Source organism: Paenibacillus sp. FSL R5-0914 (assembly GCF_038004525.1).
GTDB lineage: Bacteria > Bacillota > Bacilli > Paenibacillales > Paenibacillaceae > Paenibacillus_AQ.
Map to the genome: position 1 here is coordinate 123,913 of NZ_JBBORH010000004.1, position 18,289 is coordinate 142,201.

An 18,289-nucleotide genomic window follows, 5' to 3' on the forward strand; every position below is an offset into this window, starting at 1 on the left:
TATCGCTAGAATTAGATCAACTCATTAACCCAATTGAACAAAGTTTTCCCCGACTTTTTTAGGTATTCTTCAGGGAAATCTTTGCCTTTTAACGTTTCTAATAATTCTCTATACGGCAGGTTACTTGAATTTGCAGTATTGTAATAGCAATCAGAATTAGTAGAGTTAAAAAACAACTCTGGAATCGTTGTAAGTTGCGATATACGGGTCAGAATAGGACGATCTGTTCCACCCCAACAGACAACGAAATCTGATCTTACATTAGAATAAGGAAAAAGATAGATTTCTGAATCTTCATTAAGAACACCATAACTTTCACAAGCACCCAAAAATGCTCTAGTGATAACATACTCATCTCCTCGATGAAGTAGTTCAAATCCAAAGACAAGTCTCGGAAATGGAACTTCATCAACTAGGGCTTCATGATAGTAAATTGATCTGCGATGAGGAGCTATCTCTAGAAAGCAAGTACACTTTGACCCATCAGTTACCTCTGAATAATATAAAGAACCGCGAGGCAATATCGGAGTTGCAAAGCTACCTAACTCTACAGGTGGTTTAAACGCATTAGCGATCGCTTCATGGCTATGATATCCTTCTCCGGTTTTGATTCCATCTTGATAATCTTCAACGTACGGCAAATTAAAATCAGATATCTTAATGATTTGTACATTTCCTTCATCTTCTATATTTAGGGACACCTTCATGCTACTTCATCAGCCTCTCTATGATTTTTCGTCTTCTTAGATAGGAATGTATCTTGCTGTACTGCAGATGAACTAATCGTGACATCCAGAGCTTGATCCTGGAGTGGATCTTTAAACCCTTCTGCCTTGATTTTAGTAGACAGCAACTCCTGATCTATCTTGTGAAGAAGAACACTGCGAAGACGTTGCACCAATTTTTCTTTTTTTGAATCTATTTGCTCCTGTACTGCATTACAGATTTTTAACAATTGCGCTAAGAAGGTGTGGTTATCCTCGGCGTATCCTAAAAACCTGATTACCAAGCCATCGGACGAAAGTTTACCGGTCATCTCTCGATCCCCATAATTTGAGTCGATACGCATCATTTGATTAATGCGTTGGATAATCTTCGATTCTTCTTCTGGTGATAGTAGCGACAGTAGTTCCTTCATCTGAGGGAATGGTAGTGTTAGGGTGATAGATTCACCGCCAGTTTCCTCGTATTCTCCTTCGTCGATTTCATAGCCACCAAAAATGCGAGATATACACTCGTAAAAGACAGAGATCCGAGAATCGTAGTCATAGTAATAATTACTAATAAAATCAATCGGACTATTACAAATGTCGAATCCAGCATCATGAGTCATTTTTAGCAAGATCATTGAATCGAATTGGGATTGCAATTGTATTACTTCCTCACTAGAAAAAAAGCTACCCTCCATTTTTCATAACACACTCCCTTAAAAGAATTGAATGTCTTCAGTTTGCTTTACAGGATCGGATATTTTTAGACTTCTGATAGCATTTCTATTATGCAGATATTGATGAATCACATTATCCTTGTTTGGATTAATAAGGAGTTCTGAATCCATATACTCTTGGTCGCAATAACCAAATGCTTCGTACATTGCGATCATCGCATCCTCTAGTGTGAAGGAATTCCAGTCCACACAATTACTTTCTCCTTCAAAACCAGCTTCAATAGCTTTAAATACACCCGGCTTAAATTTAGGTGAATTTGTGGCAGTACCTGATAGCTTCCGTCTGAAGCTAACAAGATCGAAACTCTCTATCATTTTTATCCTCCCTTGTTTTAGGCACAAAAAAAGCCGTGGAAACCAATAAAAGCATGCGAAAATCGCATACTTATAGTCTCCACGGCTGATTTAGCCTACATTTTTTTAAGCAACACTACTGTTGCTCTTCTCACTCTTTCATCGAATCATTAACGATGAAGAAAATCAATTAAATCGGAATAAACTTATTATAGCATACGTGACTTGGCTGTAAAGAAAGGAGCATTTTTTTTGTACATAGGGGTACCATCTCATTTCACATACATTATTTTTTAACTCTACAACTTTATTTTCATTACAAAGAGCCTTACTACTGTATGTACCAAGACTCATTAATGAACTTTACTTTTCGTATAATTTCGAATCTGGTGCAACAGAATGAAGTCTGGTTTCTTCACTTAGTACAATTGCCCATCTACCATCAATCTCAACCATCGCAGGTAGAGTACCATCTGCTTCTGGTAAAATGTAGATTGACTCAGTATATGAATAATCTATAGATTGTAATTTATCTAAAACGAATTTCTTATATTCCGTTAAGTTGTAGAGTAAATTTGAAGCATCGTTAATCACGATTCTAAAATCGTCCTCATAAAGTAGACTTAGTGAGGTTAGAGATTTATCCGTTCCATCCGTAAAAGAGATGAAAAATTCTTGGTTAAAGCCTAATGTTATCTGATACTTCTTTGTTTTAAAATCTTTGAAAATATTCATAGCAACAAATGGCAAAGCGATTTTTCGTTCTTTATCATATGTTTGAGCTTTAGCTAAATTCACATTGTTTGGTGCAAAGGATAAATTTTCAATGAGACAATTAAAGGCGTTGTTATCGTGATGTTCTACAATAAAATTTTCAGCTCGAGCTTTTTCAAAATTATCCAGTCCGTACCAATGAATCATTACAACTTGATGTAATGTTTTAGCCCTTAATTTTTTTGAGTATGTAAAAATATATGTTTTTTTCTTTGCTTTTAAAGCATCGGTATTAACGTTCCAGGTGACACTATTAAGTTTCTTAAATAAATCTGCGTCATAGGTTGTATATCCCATGAAACCATTTTCTTCATTTCTAAAGTATATCCTATCTGTAGTAGCAGTTAAATTAAGTTTCACAAACAGTCCTCTTTTCTCTATCTATCAATTATTTTAACTTGGACTTTTAATATATTTTTCTGAATTTACAAGCCACTCATATTTAATATACGGTAGGCAACAATGCAGACCTTCCGTATTCATAGCTGCTCGTTCCCTTATTATATTTTTTAAAAGAGTGCTATACTTATTAAAGTAATCAAACCAGTTAAATTCATAGACAGTACAATACTTAAGTGGAACTTGTAAGTGAAGAATAATGTCCCCCTTTTTGAAGTTGAAACCGCAAAAATCTCCTTTTAGAATTTGTTGTTCTACTGATTTATTTGCTACGAAACAAAAAATAGGTTTTTTAACGATATTTTTATTTTTTATTGATATATATATACTCATGTTTATATAGTTATGTTTTAAGGTTTTAGAATTATAGCCTTTAGCAACATACTTCTTTTTATTGATAAGTTCAGCTAGTACATTTGAATGTTGAACAGTATATAATTCTAAATATTCGTTGGTTTTTGTTGAGAACTTCAATTTAATAGCCACCTTATGAATCATTTACTTGGATTTTATATTAACCCCATGATGTAATCAATAATTACTAAATTGCTTCATTTCAATTGCCATTCAATCTTTTTAATATTTTGAGCCTCGATCTTCAGTTCAGTATAATAACATTTGAATTTCAATTCTATTTAACTTATGGTCTAAAAAAAGACGCGATATTCGGCCCCAGTAGATTCCCTTCCCTTAACCAATTTCAAGAACTCCTTAAATAAGAAGAAAACTAAAGCTTGTACAGCTCCTAATAACTCAATTTTAACACATATTGGAACTATCCTCCTGCCCGTAGTTTATCACCTTCGGCAGTCTAGTACGTTATTGTTCAGTCTATTACATTATTTTCTTCTGAAAGCAAACATAGCACTAGCATGTAGTATTCCATATTGATGAGGATAATGTATATCAGAATATGAAATGCTCCAAATTTACTCTGCGAAAGAATACAAACCATACGAGAACGAACGTGAGACCGATACAGAGGTTTTCTACCAAAGTGCCTTTCATAGTTCCAGTACTCATCAGGCCTAGCTTCAGACGGAAATCGAACGGTGGTAATGGGCGAATTCCGTGGTTTGTGAGTGCATCAGCGATTAGATGAATTAGATAAGATAAGCCACCGGCGGTCCATAGCGCATGTCCATAGTTATAAGTTGAAAAGTAAAGAAGTGCAGTCCATCCAAGTACACCGTATAAAGAGTGGGTAATCCCACGGTGAGGCACTAGAGCACAGATAATGAGCAGGCAGCCGATGATAGTGCTCCACGGAATATAAGACTGACCAAACAAGATCAGGCAAGCGCCAATCAGGATCATCATGACGTTCCGGAGTGTTCGGGTTGGCATGAAAGATACTAGTGCAGCTAGAATGGCAATGACTGTGTTCCATGGTGCGAGTTCAGTTCCATAAAAATAAACGAATGCAGCAAGTGCGATAAGTACTCCCTGCAGATGACGAAGCAAGGATGTTGGGAGTGCTCTTGATACTATAAGTGAATTAGGTTCATCGATATCCGGCAGAAGAGAACTAACCACAGTTACAGCGACTACTGGTACTGTTATTTTATAATCGGCTAACCCTAAGATCGAAATAGTAACTCCGGTACTTATTGCTAAGTGAGCTCTTCCCATCATAAGAATCAACAACCTTTCTTTAGCAAGGTAGTATGTGAATGATATCCTCTAATTTTCTTGAATATTGACACTTTGGGAGACTACGAATGACTCTTCCCCCATATCTCTTGGTTAAGATCCTATTATCTAGAATGATAAAAGCGCCTTGGCACTTCATGGATCGATTTAAACGCCCAAATCCTTGCTGAAGCTTTACCATCATTTTAGGGAACATATAATCAAAGAAACTGCTGCGCTTGGCTTTTTCAATGACGGCGAGCTGGGCTTGGATTAATGGCTCATTAGGCTGAGGAAAAGGAAGTTTAGCAATTACTACTGTTGTTAATGCATCACCAGGAACATCTACGCCGGTCCAAAAGCTTGCACATCCAAGTACTATTGTTCGTGGATTGGTTTTTAACTGATGAATGATATCCTCTCGATCGCATCCAGGGAATTGAACTAGAAGGTTTAGCGAACGTTCACTGCAGTAATCTTCGAGACTACGAGCAACACGGTTCATACTCTCGAAACTGGTGAATAAGACAAGCATTCGGCCACCGCTATATAGTAATATTTCTTCAATTTTGTGTGGGAGGTATTCGTCATACTCGGGACTACTGGGGTCAGGTGCATCATCGGGGCAAATAATCATTGTTTTCTTCTCATATTCAAATGGGCTGTCTACTATAATGGTTCCATACTCTTTAAGACCGAGTCGGCCAGCATAAAACGTGAATGTTTTTCCCTCTTTAGTACTCGTGGACATGGTAGCGCTCGCCAAGATTACAGGTACCTTGTCGAATAAACCTTTACTTAATATGACTTTTGGGTAAAGAGGAGCGGCATGGAGTATTACATTGCCTCTGCCTTGAATCGTAGCCCAATATGCCCAAGAATTCTTCTCGTTTGAGCTAATGAATTCTAAATCATCATTACCTTCAAAGAGTTTTTCAGTTAAGTCTGATATCCCTCGTACCTTTAAACTTTTGACTTTCTCAATGAAGCTAGTTAGAGTAGCACAGACCTCGGAAATTTCAATCTTTGTTGTCATGAGCTTGAAGGCAAGCAATCCCCCCTGATCATCTCTCATCTTCTTTCCTACTTGAGCGTACACTTCATCAATTTGCTGGTGAAAAGATTGACGAAGCTGAGCAAGCTCGATTTGACTTCCATGATCAAGTTCCGAGAATGCACTTCGTTTGAAGATTGCTTCAAATAAAATTTCAAAACGGTTGATATCTACTTTCTTCTCGAAGACATTGCAGCATACATCTTCTATTTCATGTGCTTCGTCAAAAATGACGGCATCATATGCTGGAAGAGTACCATTCCCCGTCTTCATTCTCATTTTTAGATCATTAAAGAAGTAAGCGAAATTTGTAACAATTATATGGGAGGTATACATTTTTCCTTTCAGGTCTTCTAACATGCAGTTGCTTGGTTTAGTAATGGCTGGACAATTGGAAGCACTAATCTTTTTCCACACATTGTCTTCAACATCGAATCCTAGCGCCGCACGATCCCCAACCCGTTCTTGTTTTACCATCTTTGAAATCTGACGTACAAGTTTAGCTTCAGAATCATTACTGCGTAACTTTTCTTGCCAGAGTGTTTCTAATTTTGTATTACAGATATAATGATCCTTTCCTTTGACATGTTGGAACTTAAGTGATAACTTCTCCATCTTAAGGATGTTAACAACCCTTGGTAGCTCCACATTAACGATTTGATTCATTAAAGGGATCGTATGCGTACAGACAATAACTGTTTTCTTATTAACGACAGCCCAGCGAGCTGCAGGAGTTAAATATCCAAGTGATTTACCAGTGCCGGTGCCGGCTTCGCAGATTAAATGCTGTGAATTTTCTAAAGATTCGCCAACCTTTTTCGTAATCATTACTTGGGGGGCTCGTGGGATATATCCATTTACTAGCTTAGACAAATGTCCTTGAGCCCCAAAAGCCCGTTCAATAAAATCCTCCACAGCGAATCCTCCAATTAATATAGTAATATATTATATATGTAATATATTACTATATTAACAAAAGCGTGAGAAATATCAACGAAAACCATCATAATTATTTAGTAACAATGCTAATTCTTTCAGCACATATGATGTCCCCAGTCGCTGCCTATATTCAAAAAGTTAATGATAATACCATACACTAAACCATTATCACAAACGCCAAAATCCCAAATAAACAACAACCTAAGAAAGACTTCCATCGATCTAAACTATTCCCAAGTTTTATTGATCTAATGAAAGCTACAAAACCGGCCACGATAAGAATTAAATGCTGTGGTTTCTCAGGAAAAGAAACTATTCCAAGCATACCCCAGATTGAAATCAATAAATAGTAAATTGTAAATGCTTTTGCAGGAAGCTTGTTAATAAAAGCCATTGTATCACTCTCCTACTTATTTATTCATTTAAAATTTTGGAAGCATCTGATGCGTAAAAGTATTCATTTTGTCGATCTTTATACTCCTTAGGAATTTCCTTCCCCCAATATTTTAAAGCTTCCTATCCCACTTTGTGTACCTGTCAACCTCGTTGTTCGATTTGCTTTATCATAGGCATAGGCTGTCGAAGGTGTCATTTTTGATTCCACTACTCCCAAAGATGCCCTTATTTTGCTGTGTATTCCCTCCAGTTCCCGTAAGCAAAGAATTTCTACCTGATTTCTTCCATCATATTGATAATTAAAAACCGTACTACTGCGATCAGTTTTTTGTGCAGGCAACCCTAGTTGATTATAGGTTTGATTCTCGCTGAGCGACGCGGCATCTTTCTTGTTATAGAGTAATCCCAATTCATTATTCGCTTTACTCTTTTAGGCTGACCACTGGCCCATTACTACTATTTTGCATGGTCGTTTTTATGACCTGTCCGCTGCGATCATATTGGTAACTAGTGATCTGATTCATCGATTCATTTACAGAAATTAAGCGATTTAACCTATCATACGTATACTTTGTTGTCACTCCCTCATTGTTTTTGTTGTTGTTCGGATCTGTGTAGGTCAATACATTGCCTGTAATATCATAACTATACGATTCCGAAATCTTATTAGACACATTTTGAATGGGCCAGTCTATATAAGTTACGTTGGAGAGTAATTGACCCCATTGATCATAATTTTGTTCTATATAACTGCTCTTTAGTGTGGCATCGTTCGTTCTACAATAAGTTTCACTCCAGAAGCCGCTACTGTGTATTTCGTCTCTTTACGGAGCTTCAAGTTATAAGTATCTTCAATATCATCTTGCTGACCCCAAGCATTATATTTTGCGGTAGTTACGTTCTTAACAGGATCTATCACATACATAAATCTGGATAAATCTCCACATGGTATTGGGTTGTTACCCCTGTATCCAATGTTTCATCTATTCTCAGGAGTCCTAAAAGTACCGCCCAATGAAAAGAAAAACCACAATACGAGGGTTAGTCGCATTGTGGTAGATGAAGTTTAATTAACTCTACTTGTTGTTCCTGCTATGATGTCTATCTCGAATTTCTCTTCAGGTATACCCAGATCTTTTGTCGTATATAGAATATATTCAGAAGCGGTGTCCGTAGGTTCTAGCATGACCCAATGATTTACCTTTTTCACACCAAGTCCTACAATCTTTCTGGTCTGAATATCGATAGGAATGTAGGTTTCCGTTCCCGACCCTGAATCTTTTAGGTACAGACGTGCATGACTGTTCTTTTGAAATAAATTGATTAAATCAATTCGATATTCATACTTATTATCTGCCGTAACTTTGACTGAATCGCTTTCAATCTTTTCATTCGCCCAACCGTGTGTGCTTACACTTTGAATCAGCGTGACTGAGAGTAGTATGGATATTAACAGTCCAAGGAAAACTACAACATACTGTCCTCCGTTAGTTGGAGTCCATCCTTTAATGAGCAAGATAGTAAATAATCCAACAAGCAAGAGAACAGGTACAGCCGAACCCCAAAAAAAGGAAATTCCAATAATATCCATACCTCGTTGAAAATACGCTGTTGAACCTAGAAGAAACCAAACACATGATGAAACGCTAGATATTATTACTGCAATCAGTAGAAGCCGAAACCATCCTAGCATATTCGCCCTCCTTTTGAGTTTGGATTGTACATTATTTCAACTTTAATATGGGCTTAATATACTTATTCCAAATACTTATATTGCTGTGCATAGATGAATGTGCTTCGACCTTGGTACCATTTTTCTCGGCATCTTTGGCACGTACGTTATCAGCGCCATCCATTTTACGTGAACCTGAAACTCCTAAAATTACTTTCCACTTTGGGACTCCCAGTTGATTTTGGACAATATCCCTATTATTATACATATTTATATGTTGCCCGACCACAGTTTCAAGTTTATATCCTCTTACTGGAGTTGCTATAGTAATTAAAGTTTCCACCTTCACGCCTTTTTTTGCCAATGAATTAGACAGCATAATTGCTACGTTTCCTCCGTGACTATGACCCACTAATCTAATTGGCTCATCTGGGTTTTTTTGATGCTCTGCGTACACTTGGTCCACAAACACATTAGCTGCATCTGAGCGAGCATCATTAGAATCTTTACCCGACCAATTTAATTTCTCACTATCTTCGTGAAATAAACCCTCAGTATAATCCACAAAGTCGTCTGTCCAAGTATCTCCATTTGAGAAAGTACCATGAATAAGATATACTTTATGACCACTTGGGTCAGAATAAATCAAAGGATTATTAAGAACATACGTATAAAGATTCTGACTAAGCGGATTATTAATCTGCCCCTCATACGTATCCTCATTTAAAAATCGCCCTATAGAGGGATCATAATACCGCGCCCGCAGATAGTAAAGCCCCGTTTCTTCGTCATAGATTTCCCCAGCATACTTAAATGAGTTAGCGATTCCTTCCGTCTGGTTCGTAATGTTCCCCCATGCATCATAAGAATACGAATTAATAACGTTCCCATTTGTATCTAAGATTTGTACCACATCACCGTGACCATTGTATAAATAATAATAGTCCTTCGTTGTAGTTGTGGTGATAACATCCTTTTTAACTAGCAATCGATCTCCCCGTACGTAGTTTGCTCTCTGTCCATTACTTTTGGTCTCTGAGATCACCTCTCCATTCCCATTATAGTTATATTGCGTTTTTAGGGTACCGCTCGTTTTTTGATATCTTAACCCACTAGGTAAATAGTTTATTGTAGTTGTGGTGTTATTTTTTGTAACACCAGTTAGTGTGTTTTTTAAGTCATAGGTGTAGCTTGTATCTGTATATTCAGATGAGATAGAAGACGTATCCGAAACAATTTGTCGATTTCCTTGCAGATCGTAAGCATAGGTTGTAGTTCCACCTCCATTAGGACGTGTAATATTGTAAATTCGATTTAATTTGTCATATGCGTAAATTGTCGTCTCAACCGTTCCATCCATTAACGTTTCTGTCACTGTAGTTATATTTCCGTTGTTGTCGTAAAGATACGTGTATGAGGAGAGAACACCTGTGCCTTTTGAATTTTTCATTGTCCATATCTGATTTAAACTATTATACGTATACTCTGTTTTTAATACAGTTCCATTTGCCAAGGTCGGATAGGTAATCGTTTTTACCTGTCCTGTTGGAAAATACTCATAGGTAGCATTCACCGTTGCTGCGTTATTAATGATTGAACTTCCGTTTGTTTGAACTTTATTTAGGCGCTTCAAACTGTATTGATAATTGACATAAAAGCTACCTATCCCACTTTGTGTACCTGTCAACCTCGTTGTTCGATTTGCTTTATCATAGGCATATGCTGTCGAAGCTGAGTAGTCTGCTGTATTTGAAGAGAGTAATGTTGTTACTCTTTTCAAATTATCTATAGTTTCTGTTTGCGAGGATACCTTTGTTCCATTTAGATAAAGTTCTTTGGTATTATTTTTGATCCCACTACTCCCAAAGATACTCTTATTTTGCTGTGTATTCCCTCCAGATCCCGTGAGCAAACTAATGACTACCTGATTTCTTTCATCATACTGATAACTAAAAAACGTACCATTGCGATCAGTTTTTTGTGCAAGCAACCCTAGTTGATTATAGGTTTGACTCTCGCTGAGCGACGCGGCATCTTTCTTGTTATAGAGTAATCCCAATTCATTATTCGCTTTACTCTTTAGACTGACCACTGGCCCATTACTACTATTTTGCATGGTCGTATTTATGATCTGTCCGCTGCGATCATATTGGTAACGGGTAATTTGATTCGTCGAATCTTTTACAGAATTTAAGCGATTTAACGTATCATACGTATACTTTGTTGTCACTCCCTCATCGTTTTTGTTATTGTTCGGATCTGTGTAGGTCAATACATTGCCTGCAATATCATAACTATACGATTCGGAAATTTTATTAGACACATTTTGAATGGGCCAGTCTTTATACGTTACGTTGGAGAGTAATTTACCCCATTGATCATAATTTTGTTCTATATAACTGCTCTTCAGTGTGGCATCGTTCGTTCTACGATAAGCTTCAACTCCAGAAGCCGCCACCGTGTATTTCGTCTCTTTACGGAGCTTCAAATTATACTCACTAATGTACAAATTACCATAAGTATCTTCAGCCTCATTTTGCTGACCCCAAGCATTATATTTTGCGGTAGTTACGTTCTCTACAGGATCTTTCACATAAACGGCTCTGGATAAATCATCCACATGGTATTGGGTTGTTGCACCTGTATCCACTGTTTCTTCTAGTCTCAGAAGACCTAATCCATCGTAATACTGATTTTGCTCAGATAAATATGTGATCTCTCCATTCGACTTCTGCGTGTATTTCCGCTTGGAATTGACCTGAAGCATATAAAGCGATTGATTTTCTGAATCAAATAAATAAGATTTAAACATACCTAGAGTGTAGTTATATTGATCTTCAACATCATACTTTTCCTCGTTTAGATTGGTTATTGCTGGGTAGGAAATGGTTTTGACCCTACCTAATAGATCATAGGTGTACTTCGTTGTCTTACCATCCAGATCACTTTCTTCCTTCAGTGCACCTGAGCTCATATCATATTTCATTTTTTTTTGGACGAAAGAAGGCGTTGCCTGACCACTAGTGGAGATGTTAGTGAAGTTGTTGGTTATTTCAGTGGGGTAAGCATAATTGCTATCAGGTCCATAAACCGTTGTCGCTCTAGATACTAGACCATTTTCTATGGATTTCTCTTCAATTATTTTACTGATTTTCCCTGCATCACCAGGTACTGATTCATAGGTGTAATTGGTTATTTCAGGTTTAGGATTTGTATAGCTTTTTATTCGACCGTTATCGTAGTATTCATAATTTTCGGTAACATAAGTGGAATCATTCTGGTACCAAGATTTTGACTTTATAAAATGATAGTTAGGTTCATAGTCTAATGACGTCGTAAATTTACTTTTAATATTGGAGTCGTTGATTTGACTTAATGTTAAGGGTTGAGTCTGACTCTGAACTGCTCCCCAGTCGGTGTAGGAGATATCTGAATACAAGGTATTTGCAGTGCTGTCATTGTCACCAACTGCAAAGTCTGCGCTAGTTGTGCGTGTCGGTAAATATTTGAATATTGAATGAAATGCTGTATTACGTGCCTCTTTTCGTTCACCATTTGGCGCTTGTGTTATGGTAGCTATATTCTGCTGTAGTCCATTAAAGTGTGTAGTTGTTGATAATCCGTTGGTTGCTGAAGTGCTCTGCACTGTAGAAGTAGATGAAAATCCATATGTTTCTGGTAAATTATTTGGATCAGAATAAGTAGAGTATCCCGTGTAATCCCCCAAATACGTATATTTGACCTGATTATACGTGTTTTTCACTATATCGTTTCTAGATTTTATACGATACTCTTCTCCGAAGCCGTAAACACCTAAATTTCTCGTAACAAGTTCATATATGTAATTAGTCGTTGAAATAGGATAATGGACTCCAATTAATCTGTGATAGCTATTATAACCTGCGTAACTATTCACTTCTTTTTGGGTATAGTGAAACTTCGCAGAATTTGCACTATCGTAATCGAACCATGTTTCTTGTCCTATTTGGTCTTTTATCTTCCATAAAGTAGGTGCATATCCATCTGGAGCACCATTAAAAGTACTTGAGCTTCTCCATTTAGTCAAGGTAACCTTTTGCGCTTCAGTACCATTGGTATTAAGTACACTTACAACAATGTTTTCTCCATTAAACGTATCCGTCGTATTTAGATTACTTTCATAATTGAATGTTACTACTCTCCCCAAGCTATCTGTAATGGCAGAGATAACTTTATTAGTTTTTCCATCATAGGTTAGTCGATCTATATGCTCGAACTTAATAGTATTTCCAAATCGGTCGACGATTCCTAACAAGCGACCATCGCTAGCAAAGTACTCTCGCTTTTTATCGCTATATTGTAAATAGTAAGCTGAACTTGTTAGACCATTACTAAATGTTCCATTATCTTGAATGAATTGCATGTCTTTTCCTTGATACCCTACTAAATGTGTGTAGTTGCTTAAAGAATCACTTCCGTTAAAATCAACCCGGTACACTGCCCCTTGTCCATCGTGATAGTATATAAAGCCATCGGCTAACTGAACGGAAGGAAATTGAAAAGACCAACCCATTCCTAAATCATACCGCGAGATTAGATAATTATATTTTTTGATTTGCCCATAAGATTCATAGTCTCTCATGTACGAGAATGACTGATTGGAATTGTACATTAGTCCTATATTGAGATCCAGACCATCTCTTCCGGGCAGACTGATTTCATTTTCTTTCCATGTTAAAGATCCAGAAGCAGGGTCAATCAATTCACTAGAAGCATTTCTATCTGAATATTGTTGCTTGTTAGCTTGATTAATTAATTGCTGCGTCGCTAACCCATAAAACACACTGTTGACAATGGAATCAAAACTAGTAATAAACGGGGTCTCTAATTTTTTTTCGAGTTGACCTTTCAAAATTGTTTTGTCATATACATCATCCGTAACTGTTAGTGGATTCAAAGAGAACTCTGTCGCAAAAGTATCCTGATATACTGTATCTTCAACTGAGGATTGTAAATCGAAAACATTATTTCGTATTTGGATTTCGATGTCTTCCCAAGTCTTCTCCCCGTTTTTTTTGATATCCAATATATCCATTGGTGTTAGTGTGGACTCTTTAACAATTAAATTAATCCAATAAACATCAACTATACTTGCTCCAGCCAAAACGAGTTTTTCAATTTCTTCCTTATTCAAATCATCAACTCTATTAGGAGTAGAGGTAAGGCTTTGTCTATATCCCTTCAGGGTATTTCTTTGAATTGACAATGCCTTTATTTCTGCTAACTCTTTTGGTAATTCAGAACCATAAACGGCATTGGCCGCTGAAATAACATCTTTTGGGATCGGTATTGTAGGTACCGTATTATTTGGTTCCATATAATTATCAGTAATAATAGTTTCAGCAGAACGATCACTGATATTATTTCCTTGATTACTAGCTGCTGCATTTATCTGGTAATTAGGTAAGAGTACTATTACACATAATATAATAATTAATAGTCTCTGGATTAAACGGTTGTTTCTCAATTCTAATTCCTCCTAAGATTAAACGAATCTTTGTAAACGCGATGTGTTGTAAGTCAGTCGTTTGTAGAAAACAAGAAGACACGCGATTGTTCATTTTCACGGCCAAGATATAAGAGCAAACCTAAAATCGTGCTTGTAGCGTGAACCGCTAGTTTCTTTCACTAGAACAGGAATTCGAATAGCCTATTCTTTCACAATGTTACAGCCCTCTTTATAAGGGCATCCGAGCTGCTCAAGATCAATATCAACCGCTGCACCATTCACATAATACACACAACCAAATCGTTTCCTTGCCAATATGCAAATGCTACGCCTGTTAGTGGGTACGAACTTTGTACATTCTAAATCCGATTTACTCTATATTATCGATTGGGTTCCCAAAGTATTAGTGTCTACCTGTAATGATAGTGTATTACTAGTAAGCGTAGCTGAACTATTGATATTGAACAAAATTCAATTTTCCGAAGTGTCCACCCAGTAAATAGGTAAATGACACCACCTACAAGATTTCGAGTCTTTTCTTCAGTAGATTCTGTAAATGCTCGTCCCGTATCAGGCTTGCTACGGGGATTTTCATTATTTGATCTTAATTAAGTTTCCATTCAAATCATAAATGTAATATTTCGGGGTTCCATTTTGAGGGATTATATGATGTAATCGGCCATTCTCATAAAAATACTGAACGGTTTCTCTAAGGAGAATTGTTTGAAAGTATGGTTCTGATTTATTGCCAGCTGCATCTTTTGCAAGAACAGAGAATGTATATGTCTTCCCTATGGTTGTATTAGTGACGGTATACGAATTTTGATTAGCCGGTGTCGAATCAATATAAACCCCGTCTTGGTATATTTCGTAGAGACTAACTCCCACATTATCGGTGGAGGGGTTCCAGTTCAGTTGCACATTGCTGCAAGTATTGGTACACTTCCCACTTAAGTTTGTCGGTTTTGTAGGTGGAGTGGTATCGATTGTAGGAATTGTATATTGAACAATTAGTTGTAGAGGGTTGTAAACTTTACCTAAAGATAAAGAACCTGGGATATTATCAGTCATAAGGGAACCACTGGTGTGAGCCGCTGCCGCACATACAATGCCTACACTTACAATTTTGGAGTTGTTATAGCTATTCTTTGTTATATTAGTGATATCAAAGTTAATATTCCGTTGTCCTGCATCATAATTTGTTTTGGATATCCAAACGCTTGATGCAGCTGGTTCATAATAGTTGAGTGAAGGCTTTGTATTCCATGTAGTACCGGATATCCAAGTGTCCCCAAATATTAACCTTGACTCTAATTTTACCTGTGTAACAGAAGTGCTAAAGTTAAAATTTTCTATGAAAGCATTTATTTGAGCTTTTGAAATAGTAGCGTTTACAGGAACATTTTGCAATGAGAACTGAATATAAGTTTCAGCGATATCATTGGAACTCTTCTCAACCGGCAAACTATATGCAGCAGCTTGGAAATTCATTGTAGGTTGCGATTTTCTTACATATGTGGAGTACATTGAAGTATTTATCGTAACCGTTGGGTCAATTGTTATCGGATAGCTCAATCCTTTAATATCCCATGAAAAATCCATGAATTTCTTATCCCCCTGCTCCCTTTGTGTGACCTTGACTGGTTTCGTTCGCCCATTTTTATCAACGAGGAATGCTGGGAGTATGGTCAAGGAGCCAGAGTTAAAATTCTTATCCAAATCACCCAGCACCTGAAATGTTATTTTGCCGGGAGAACCTTCTCCTTTTAAAATAATATCCTCTTTAATTCCAGTGCTTGTCAGTGTTAGAGATAGGTCTGTGTTCGCCCAAACATTTCGATATTTAATTTGGTCCGGAGATCCAGGCATTACCACTCCAAAGCTATTTTTAGCATTAATAGGTATAAATGTTAGTCTGTCATAATCTTTTCCTATTGAATAACCTTTGCTGATATCTTTTGGGATTTTTACATCAAAAGGAGATTTAAGGGCTCGGTATCCATTCTTATCAGAATTCTCATTATGTATAGTTCGGTAAACTTCCGCTGAAGAATCCGTATGAATGGAGTCAATATGCATCTCGTCAACGAGAACAGAATCAATTTCCTCCCACTTCCCTTTCGCATCTTTGTAATGTACATCACTAGAAGAGAAAACTACTTCATAAGTACCATCATTCATTAAGAAATGCTTGCTACTAGCTGTTCGTTTCTCAATTAGTTCTTTTACTCGTTTCTTCTCCTTACTTTGATTTCCAGCTTCTTCTGGAGTATTAGGAGAATCAATAAACAAATTGTTAGAATAAACCGTGGAATTGACTGCTGACTCCGATTTTTGGGTTTCAGTGAATGATAAGCCTTCTTCAGAAAAGGCTGTCACTGGCAATAACAAAAAAAAAATTAATGAGATGCTCAGTGTATGCTTCCTCATTTGTTCGCCACCTTTTTAAATTTTTGTAAAGAAATTTTTGATTTGTGTAACAAGTTTAGTACTCAAATATAAATTTTCCCTTCGTTAGTATTATCAATCGATAATACTATCCGAAGAAAACGCTATCTTAACCGTTTTTTGAAATAATATATGAATTATTCAAGTGTTTTTTCACCCTCAATACAGTCGTCCGGTCCTTCCGCGCTTCAACATATTGGGATGAGGGGGTAACTCCATCATGAAAAACGCTCTGCTGTTTCCTCAGATTGAACACGAATTACATATCGTATTGGAGCGCATTCCCTATACCCAAAAGTTACTTACCATTCGAGGTATAAATGTTACCATTCTAGCCGGTATGTTGGGAGAAGCTGGTGATCTTAGTGATTACGCACACGGAAATGCCTTGCTTCGTCATGCCGGTCTAAACTTGGTGAGACTAGCTCTAGGAAATGGCGCGGAAAAATAGTACTCAGCAAGTGCGTCCGCCCGCGTCTAAGGCGTTTTCTCTATCTCATGACGATGTGTATGGTCATGACCAATCCGGATGTTAGAGCCCTGCACCACTACAAACTTGTTGGTCTAGTCAAGAGTAGCGTTCAGTTAAAGAATTTCCGCAAACAGCTTAATCGCGTTATTTCGCCAGCAGATGCATTCGCAGGATGGACAAGAAGTACGGAGTATCGGGAGGCATTAAACAAAAGGGCTTAGACCCGTTCCGTTAGAAAAACCGACCTCCCCCCTTAGTTAGATGTGATGAAAAAAAGGAATGAATTGGCATAGCCACATTGAGACATGGGAGTGAAAATCACTTGGGGTGATGTGAAGATGTGCACAAATGGAACAAATTGGGTGATATGCTCTCGCCTTTATTCCTGAATGCCCTTACAGTTGTCCAAATCCATTGTGGTTTTTCTGATGCTCTCTACCTTTATGCAATCTGCGAGTTCTAATCTTTTTGAGCTAATCCACGTCGACAGTATCACTGGCCGTAATGATCATTTACATTTGGAATTTTACTTAATAGAATTTTAGTTCGAAGATCGAGCTTGTCGTCACTTTCCCGGAATTCAGTATTCTCCTGGACTAGATACCCTTCGTTTATTGAAAGCGATTACATTTAAAGATTCGTGCTTACGTAAATCTTATTTATGTATACAAAAAATATACACTCTCCTTCTACCTCCTTCTACTTCTTTCTATATTCAATATAAAAATAGTGTATTTTCTATTTTTTTACAAGCTATTCGACAAAACCTCTAATCATTTACGATAATCTACAGTAAACTACAGTATTGAATTCTTATAGTTCACATCTGCGAATACTTCTTACAAGGGCAACGTGTAGAGGTTGACCCATTGTCTACCCTTACCCTAGAACTCTGAATAAGTAATTTTAATGGAGGAGAGTCTGATTTAACTTGTAAGTTATTATTTGATTCTTAGGACGAGTGGTTAGGAATAAGTGTTGCAAGTAACAACATAATTGAAGACAGTTTAGATCCTAATTACAATGATGCTATAAGCTACTCAAATAGTTTGGACAGTAATAAGAAAAGAAAGTCATAGCTGTATTACAGATCCTTATAACAATAAATACACAGGAATTGAATTATACTTGCTATCTCCTTACGACTTCATTAACTTCAAATGGAAATCTAAACGGTTCACTGAAATCATAGAGCATTGATTTACTTCTTTCTTCGGTTGAATTGCTGCTACTACATCCACTTATTAAAAAAATCAATACATGAATCAATTTCA

13 protein-coding genes and 1 pseudogene are annotated in these 18,289 nt (G+C 37.0%); 1 reads left to right on the top strand and 13 read right to left on the bottom strand.

The genetic code is table 11. From position 1 onward, the window contains the following. Window positions 1-11: 11 nt before the first annotated feature. From MKX60_RS29760 to MKX60_RS29820, 13 genes are all read right to left on the bottom strand, one after another. On the bottom strand, window positions 12-707 hold the full coding sequence (locus tag MKX60_RS29760) for a hypothetical protein (RefSeq protein WP_341061844.1): 696 nt from the start codon (window positions 705-707) through the stop codon (window positions 12-14). Next, window positions 704-1,408: a hypothetical protein gene (locus tag MKX60_RS29765; protein WP_341061845.1), complete on the bottom strand. Its 705-nt coding sequence runs from the start codon at window positions 1,406-1,408 to the stop codon at window positions 704-706. The genes MKX60_RS29760 and MKX60_RS29765 overlap by 4 nt, the downstream gene beginning before the upstream one ends. A gap of 18 nt (window positions 1,409-1,426) precedes the next feature. Next, complete coding sequence (locus tag MKX60_RS29770; protein WP_341061846.1) at window positions 1,427-1,762, bottom strand: hypothetical protein; 336 nt, start codon at window positions 1,760-1,762, stop codon at window positions 1,427-1,429. Window positions 1,763-2,104: 342 nt separating this feature from the next. Then, window positions 2,105-2,875 (bottom strand): hypothetical protein, encoded by a 771-nt coding sequence (locus MKX60_RS29775; RefSeq protein ID WP_341061847.1) that lies wholly within the window; start codon window positions 2,873-2,875, stop codon window positions 2,105-2,107. 33 nt (window positions 2,876-2,908) lie between these two features. Further along, window positions 2,909-3,388 (bottom strand): hypothetical protein, encoded by a 480-nt coding sequence (locus MKX60_RS29780; RefSeq protein ID WP_341061848.1) that lies wholly within the window; start codon window positions 3,386-3,388, stop codon window positions 2,909-2,911. Between the two features lie 432 nt (window positions 3,389-3,820). Continuing rightward, complete coding sequence (locus MKX60_RS29785) at window positions 3,821-4,549, bottom strand: metal-dependent hydrolase (RefSeq protein WP_341061849.1); 729 nt, start codon at window positions 4,547-4,549, stop codon at window positions 3,821-3,823. A 19-nt stretch (window positions 4,550-4,568) separates the two neighbouring features. After that, complete coding sequence (locus tag MKX60_RS29790; RefSeq protein ID WP_341061850.1) at window positions 4,569-6,515, bottom strand: ATP-dependent DNA helicase; 1,947 nt, start codon at window positions 6,513-6,515, stop codon at window positions 4,569-4,571. A gap of 181 nt (window positions 6,516-6,696) precedes the next feature. Continuing rightward, window positions 6,697-6,933: a hypothetical protein gene (locus MKX60_RS29795; protein ID WP_341061852.1), complete on the bottom strand. Its 237-nt coding sequence runs from the start codon at window positions 6,931-6,933 to the stop codon at window positions 6,697-6,699. Window positions 6,934-7,357: 424 nt separating this feature from the next. Then, the gene (locus MKX60_RS29800) at window positions 7,358-7,609 is read right to left on the bottom strand and encodes an RHS repeat domain-containing protein (protein WP_341061853.1); all 252 of its coding nucleotides are present in this window, start codon (window positions 7,607-7,609) and stop codon (window positions 7,358-7,360) included. Window positions 7,610-7,692: 83 nt separating this feature from the next. Continuing rightward, window positions 7,693-7,860: a hypothetical protein gene (locus MKX60_RS29805; protein ID WP_341061854.1), complete on the bottom strand. Its 168-nt coding sequence runs from the start codon at window positions 7,858-7,860 to the stop codon at window positions 7,693-7,695. Window positions 7,861-8,001: 141 nt separating this feature from the next. Then, a complete protein-coding gene (locus MKX60_RS29810; protein ID WP_341061855.1) occupies window positions 8,002-8,628 on the bottom strand; it encodes a hypothetical protein in 627 nt (208 codons plus the stop codon). Window positions 8,629-8,659: 31 nt separating this feature from the next. Then, the gene (locus MKX60_RS29815; RefSeq protein WP_341061857.1) at window positions 8,660-14,113 is read right to left on the bottom strand and encodes an RHS repeat domain-containing protein; all 5,454 of its coding nucleotides are present in this window, start codon (window positions 14,111-14,113) and stop codon (window positions 8,660-8,662) included. Window positions 14,114-14,689: 576 nt separating this feature from the next. Beyond that, the gene (locus MKX60_RS29820) at window positions 14,690-16,525 is read right to left on the bottom strand and encodes a DNRLRE domain-containing protein (RefSeq protein ID WP_341061858.1); all 1,836 of its coding nucleotides are present in this window, start codon (window positions 16,523-16,525) and stop codon (window positions 14,690-14,692) included. Window positions 16,526-16,787: 262 nt separating this feature from the next. On the opposite strand from MKX60_RS29820, the pseudogene MKX60_RS29825 reads away from it, so the two are divergent. After that, window positions 16,788-17,093: pseudogene (locus MKX60_RS29825) on the top strand (transposase); the annotation flags it as partial. Window positions 17,094-18,289 lie beyond the last annotated feature (1,196 nt).

Coding starts and splice junctions, on each gene's coding strand:
- MKX60_RS29760 (WP_341061844.1), bottom strand. CDS start 707: ATGAAGGTGTCCCTAAATATAGAAGATGAAGGAAATGTACAAATCATT.
- MKX60_RS29765 (WP_341061845.1), bottom strand. CDS start 1,408: ATGGAGGGTAGCTTTTTTTCTAGTGAGGAAGTAATACAATTGCAATCC.
- MKX60_RS29770 (WP_341061846.1), bottom strand. CDS start 1,762: ATGATAGAGAGTTTCGATCTTGTTAGCTTCAGACGGAAGCTATCAGGT.
- MKX60_RS29785 (WP_341061849.1), bottom strand. CDS start 4,549: ATGATGGGAAGAGCTCACTTAGCAATAAGTACCGGAGTTACTATTTCG.
- MKX60_RS29795 (WP_341061852.1), bottom strand. CDS start 6,933: ATGGCTTTTATTAACAAGCTTCCTGCAAAAGCATTTACAATTTACTAT.
- MKX60_RS29805 (WP_341061854.1), bottom strand. CDS start 7,860: ATGTATGTGATAGATCCTGTTAAGAACGTAACTACCGCAAAATATAAT.
- MKX60_RS29810 (WP_341061855.1), bottom strand. CDS start 8,628: ATGCTAGGATGGTTTCGGCTTCTACTGATTGCAGTAATAATATCTAGC.
- MKX60_RS29820 (WP_341061858.1), bottom strand. CDS start 16,525: ATGAGGAAGCATACACTGAGCATCTCATTAATTTTTTTTTTGTTATTG.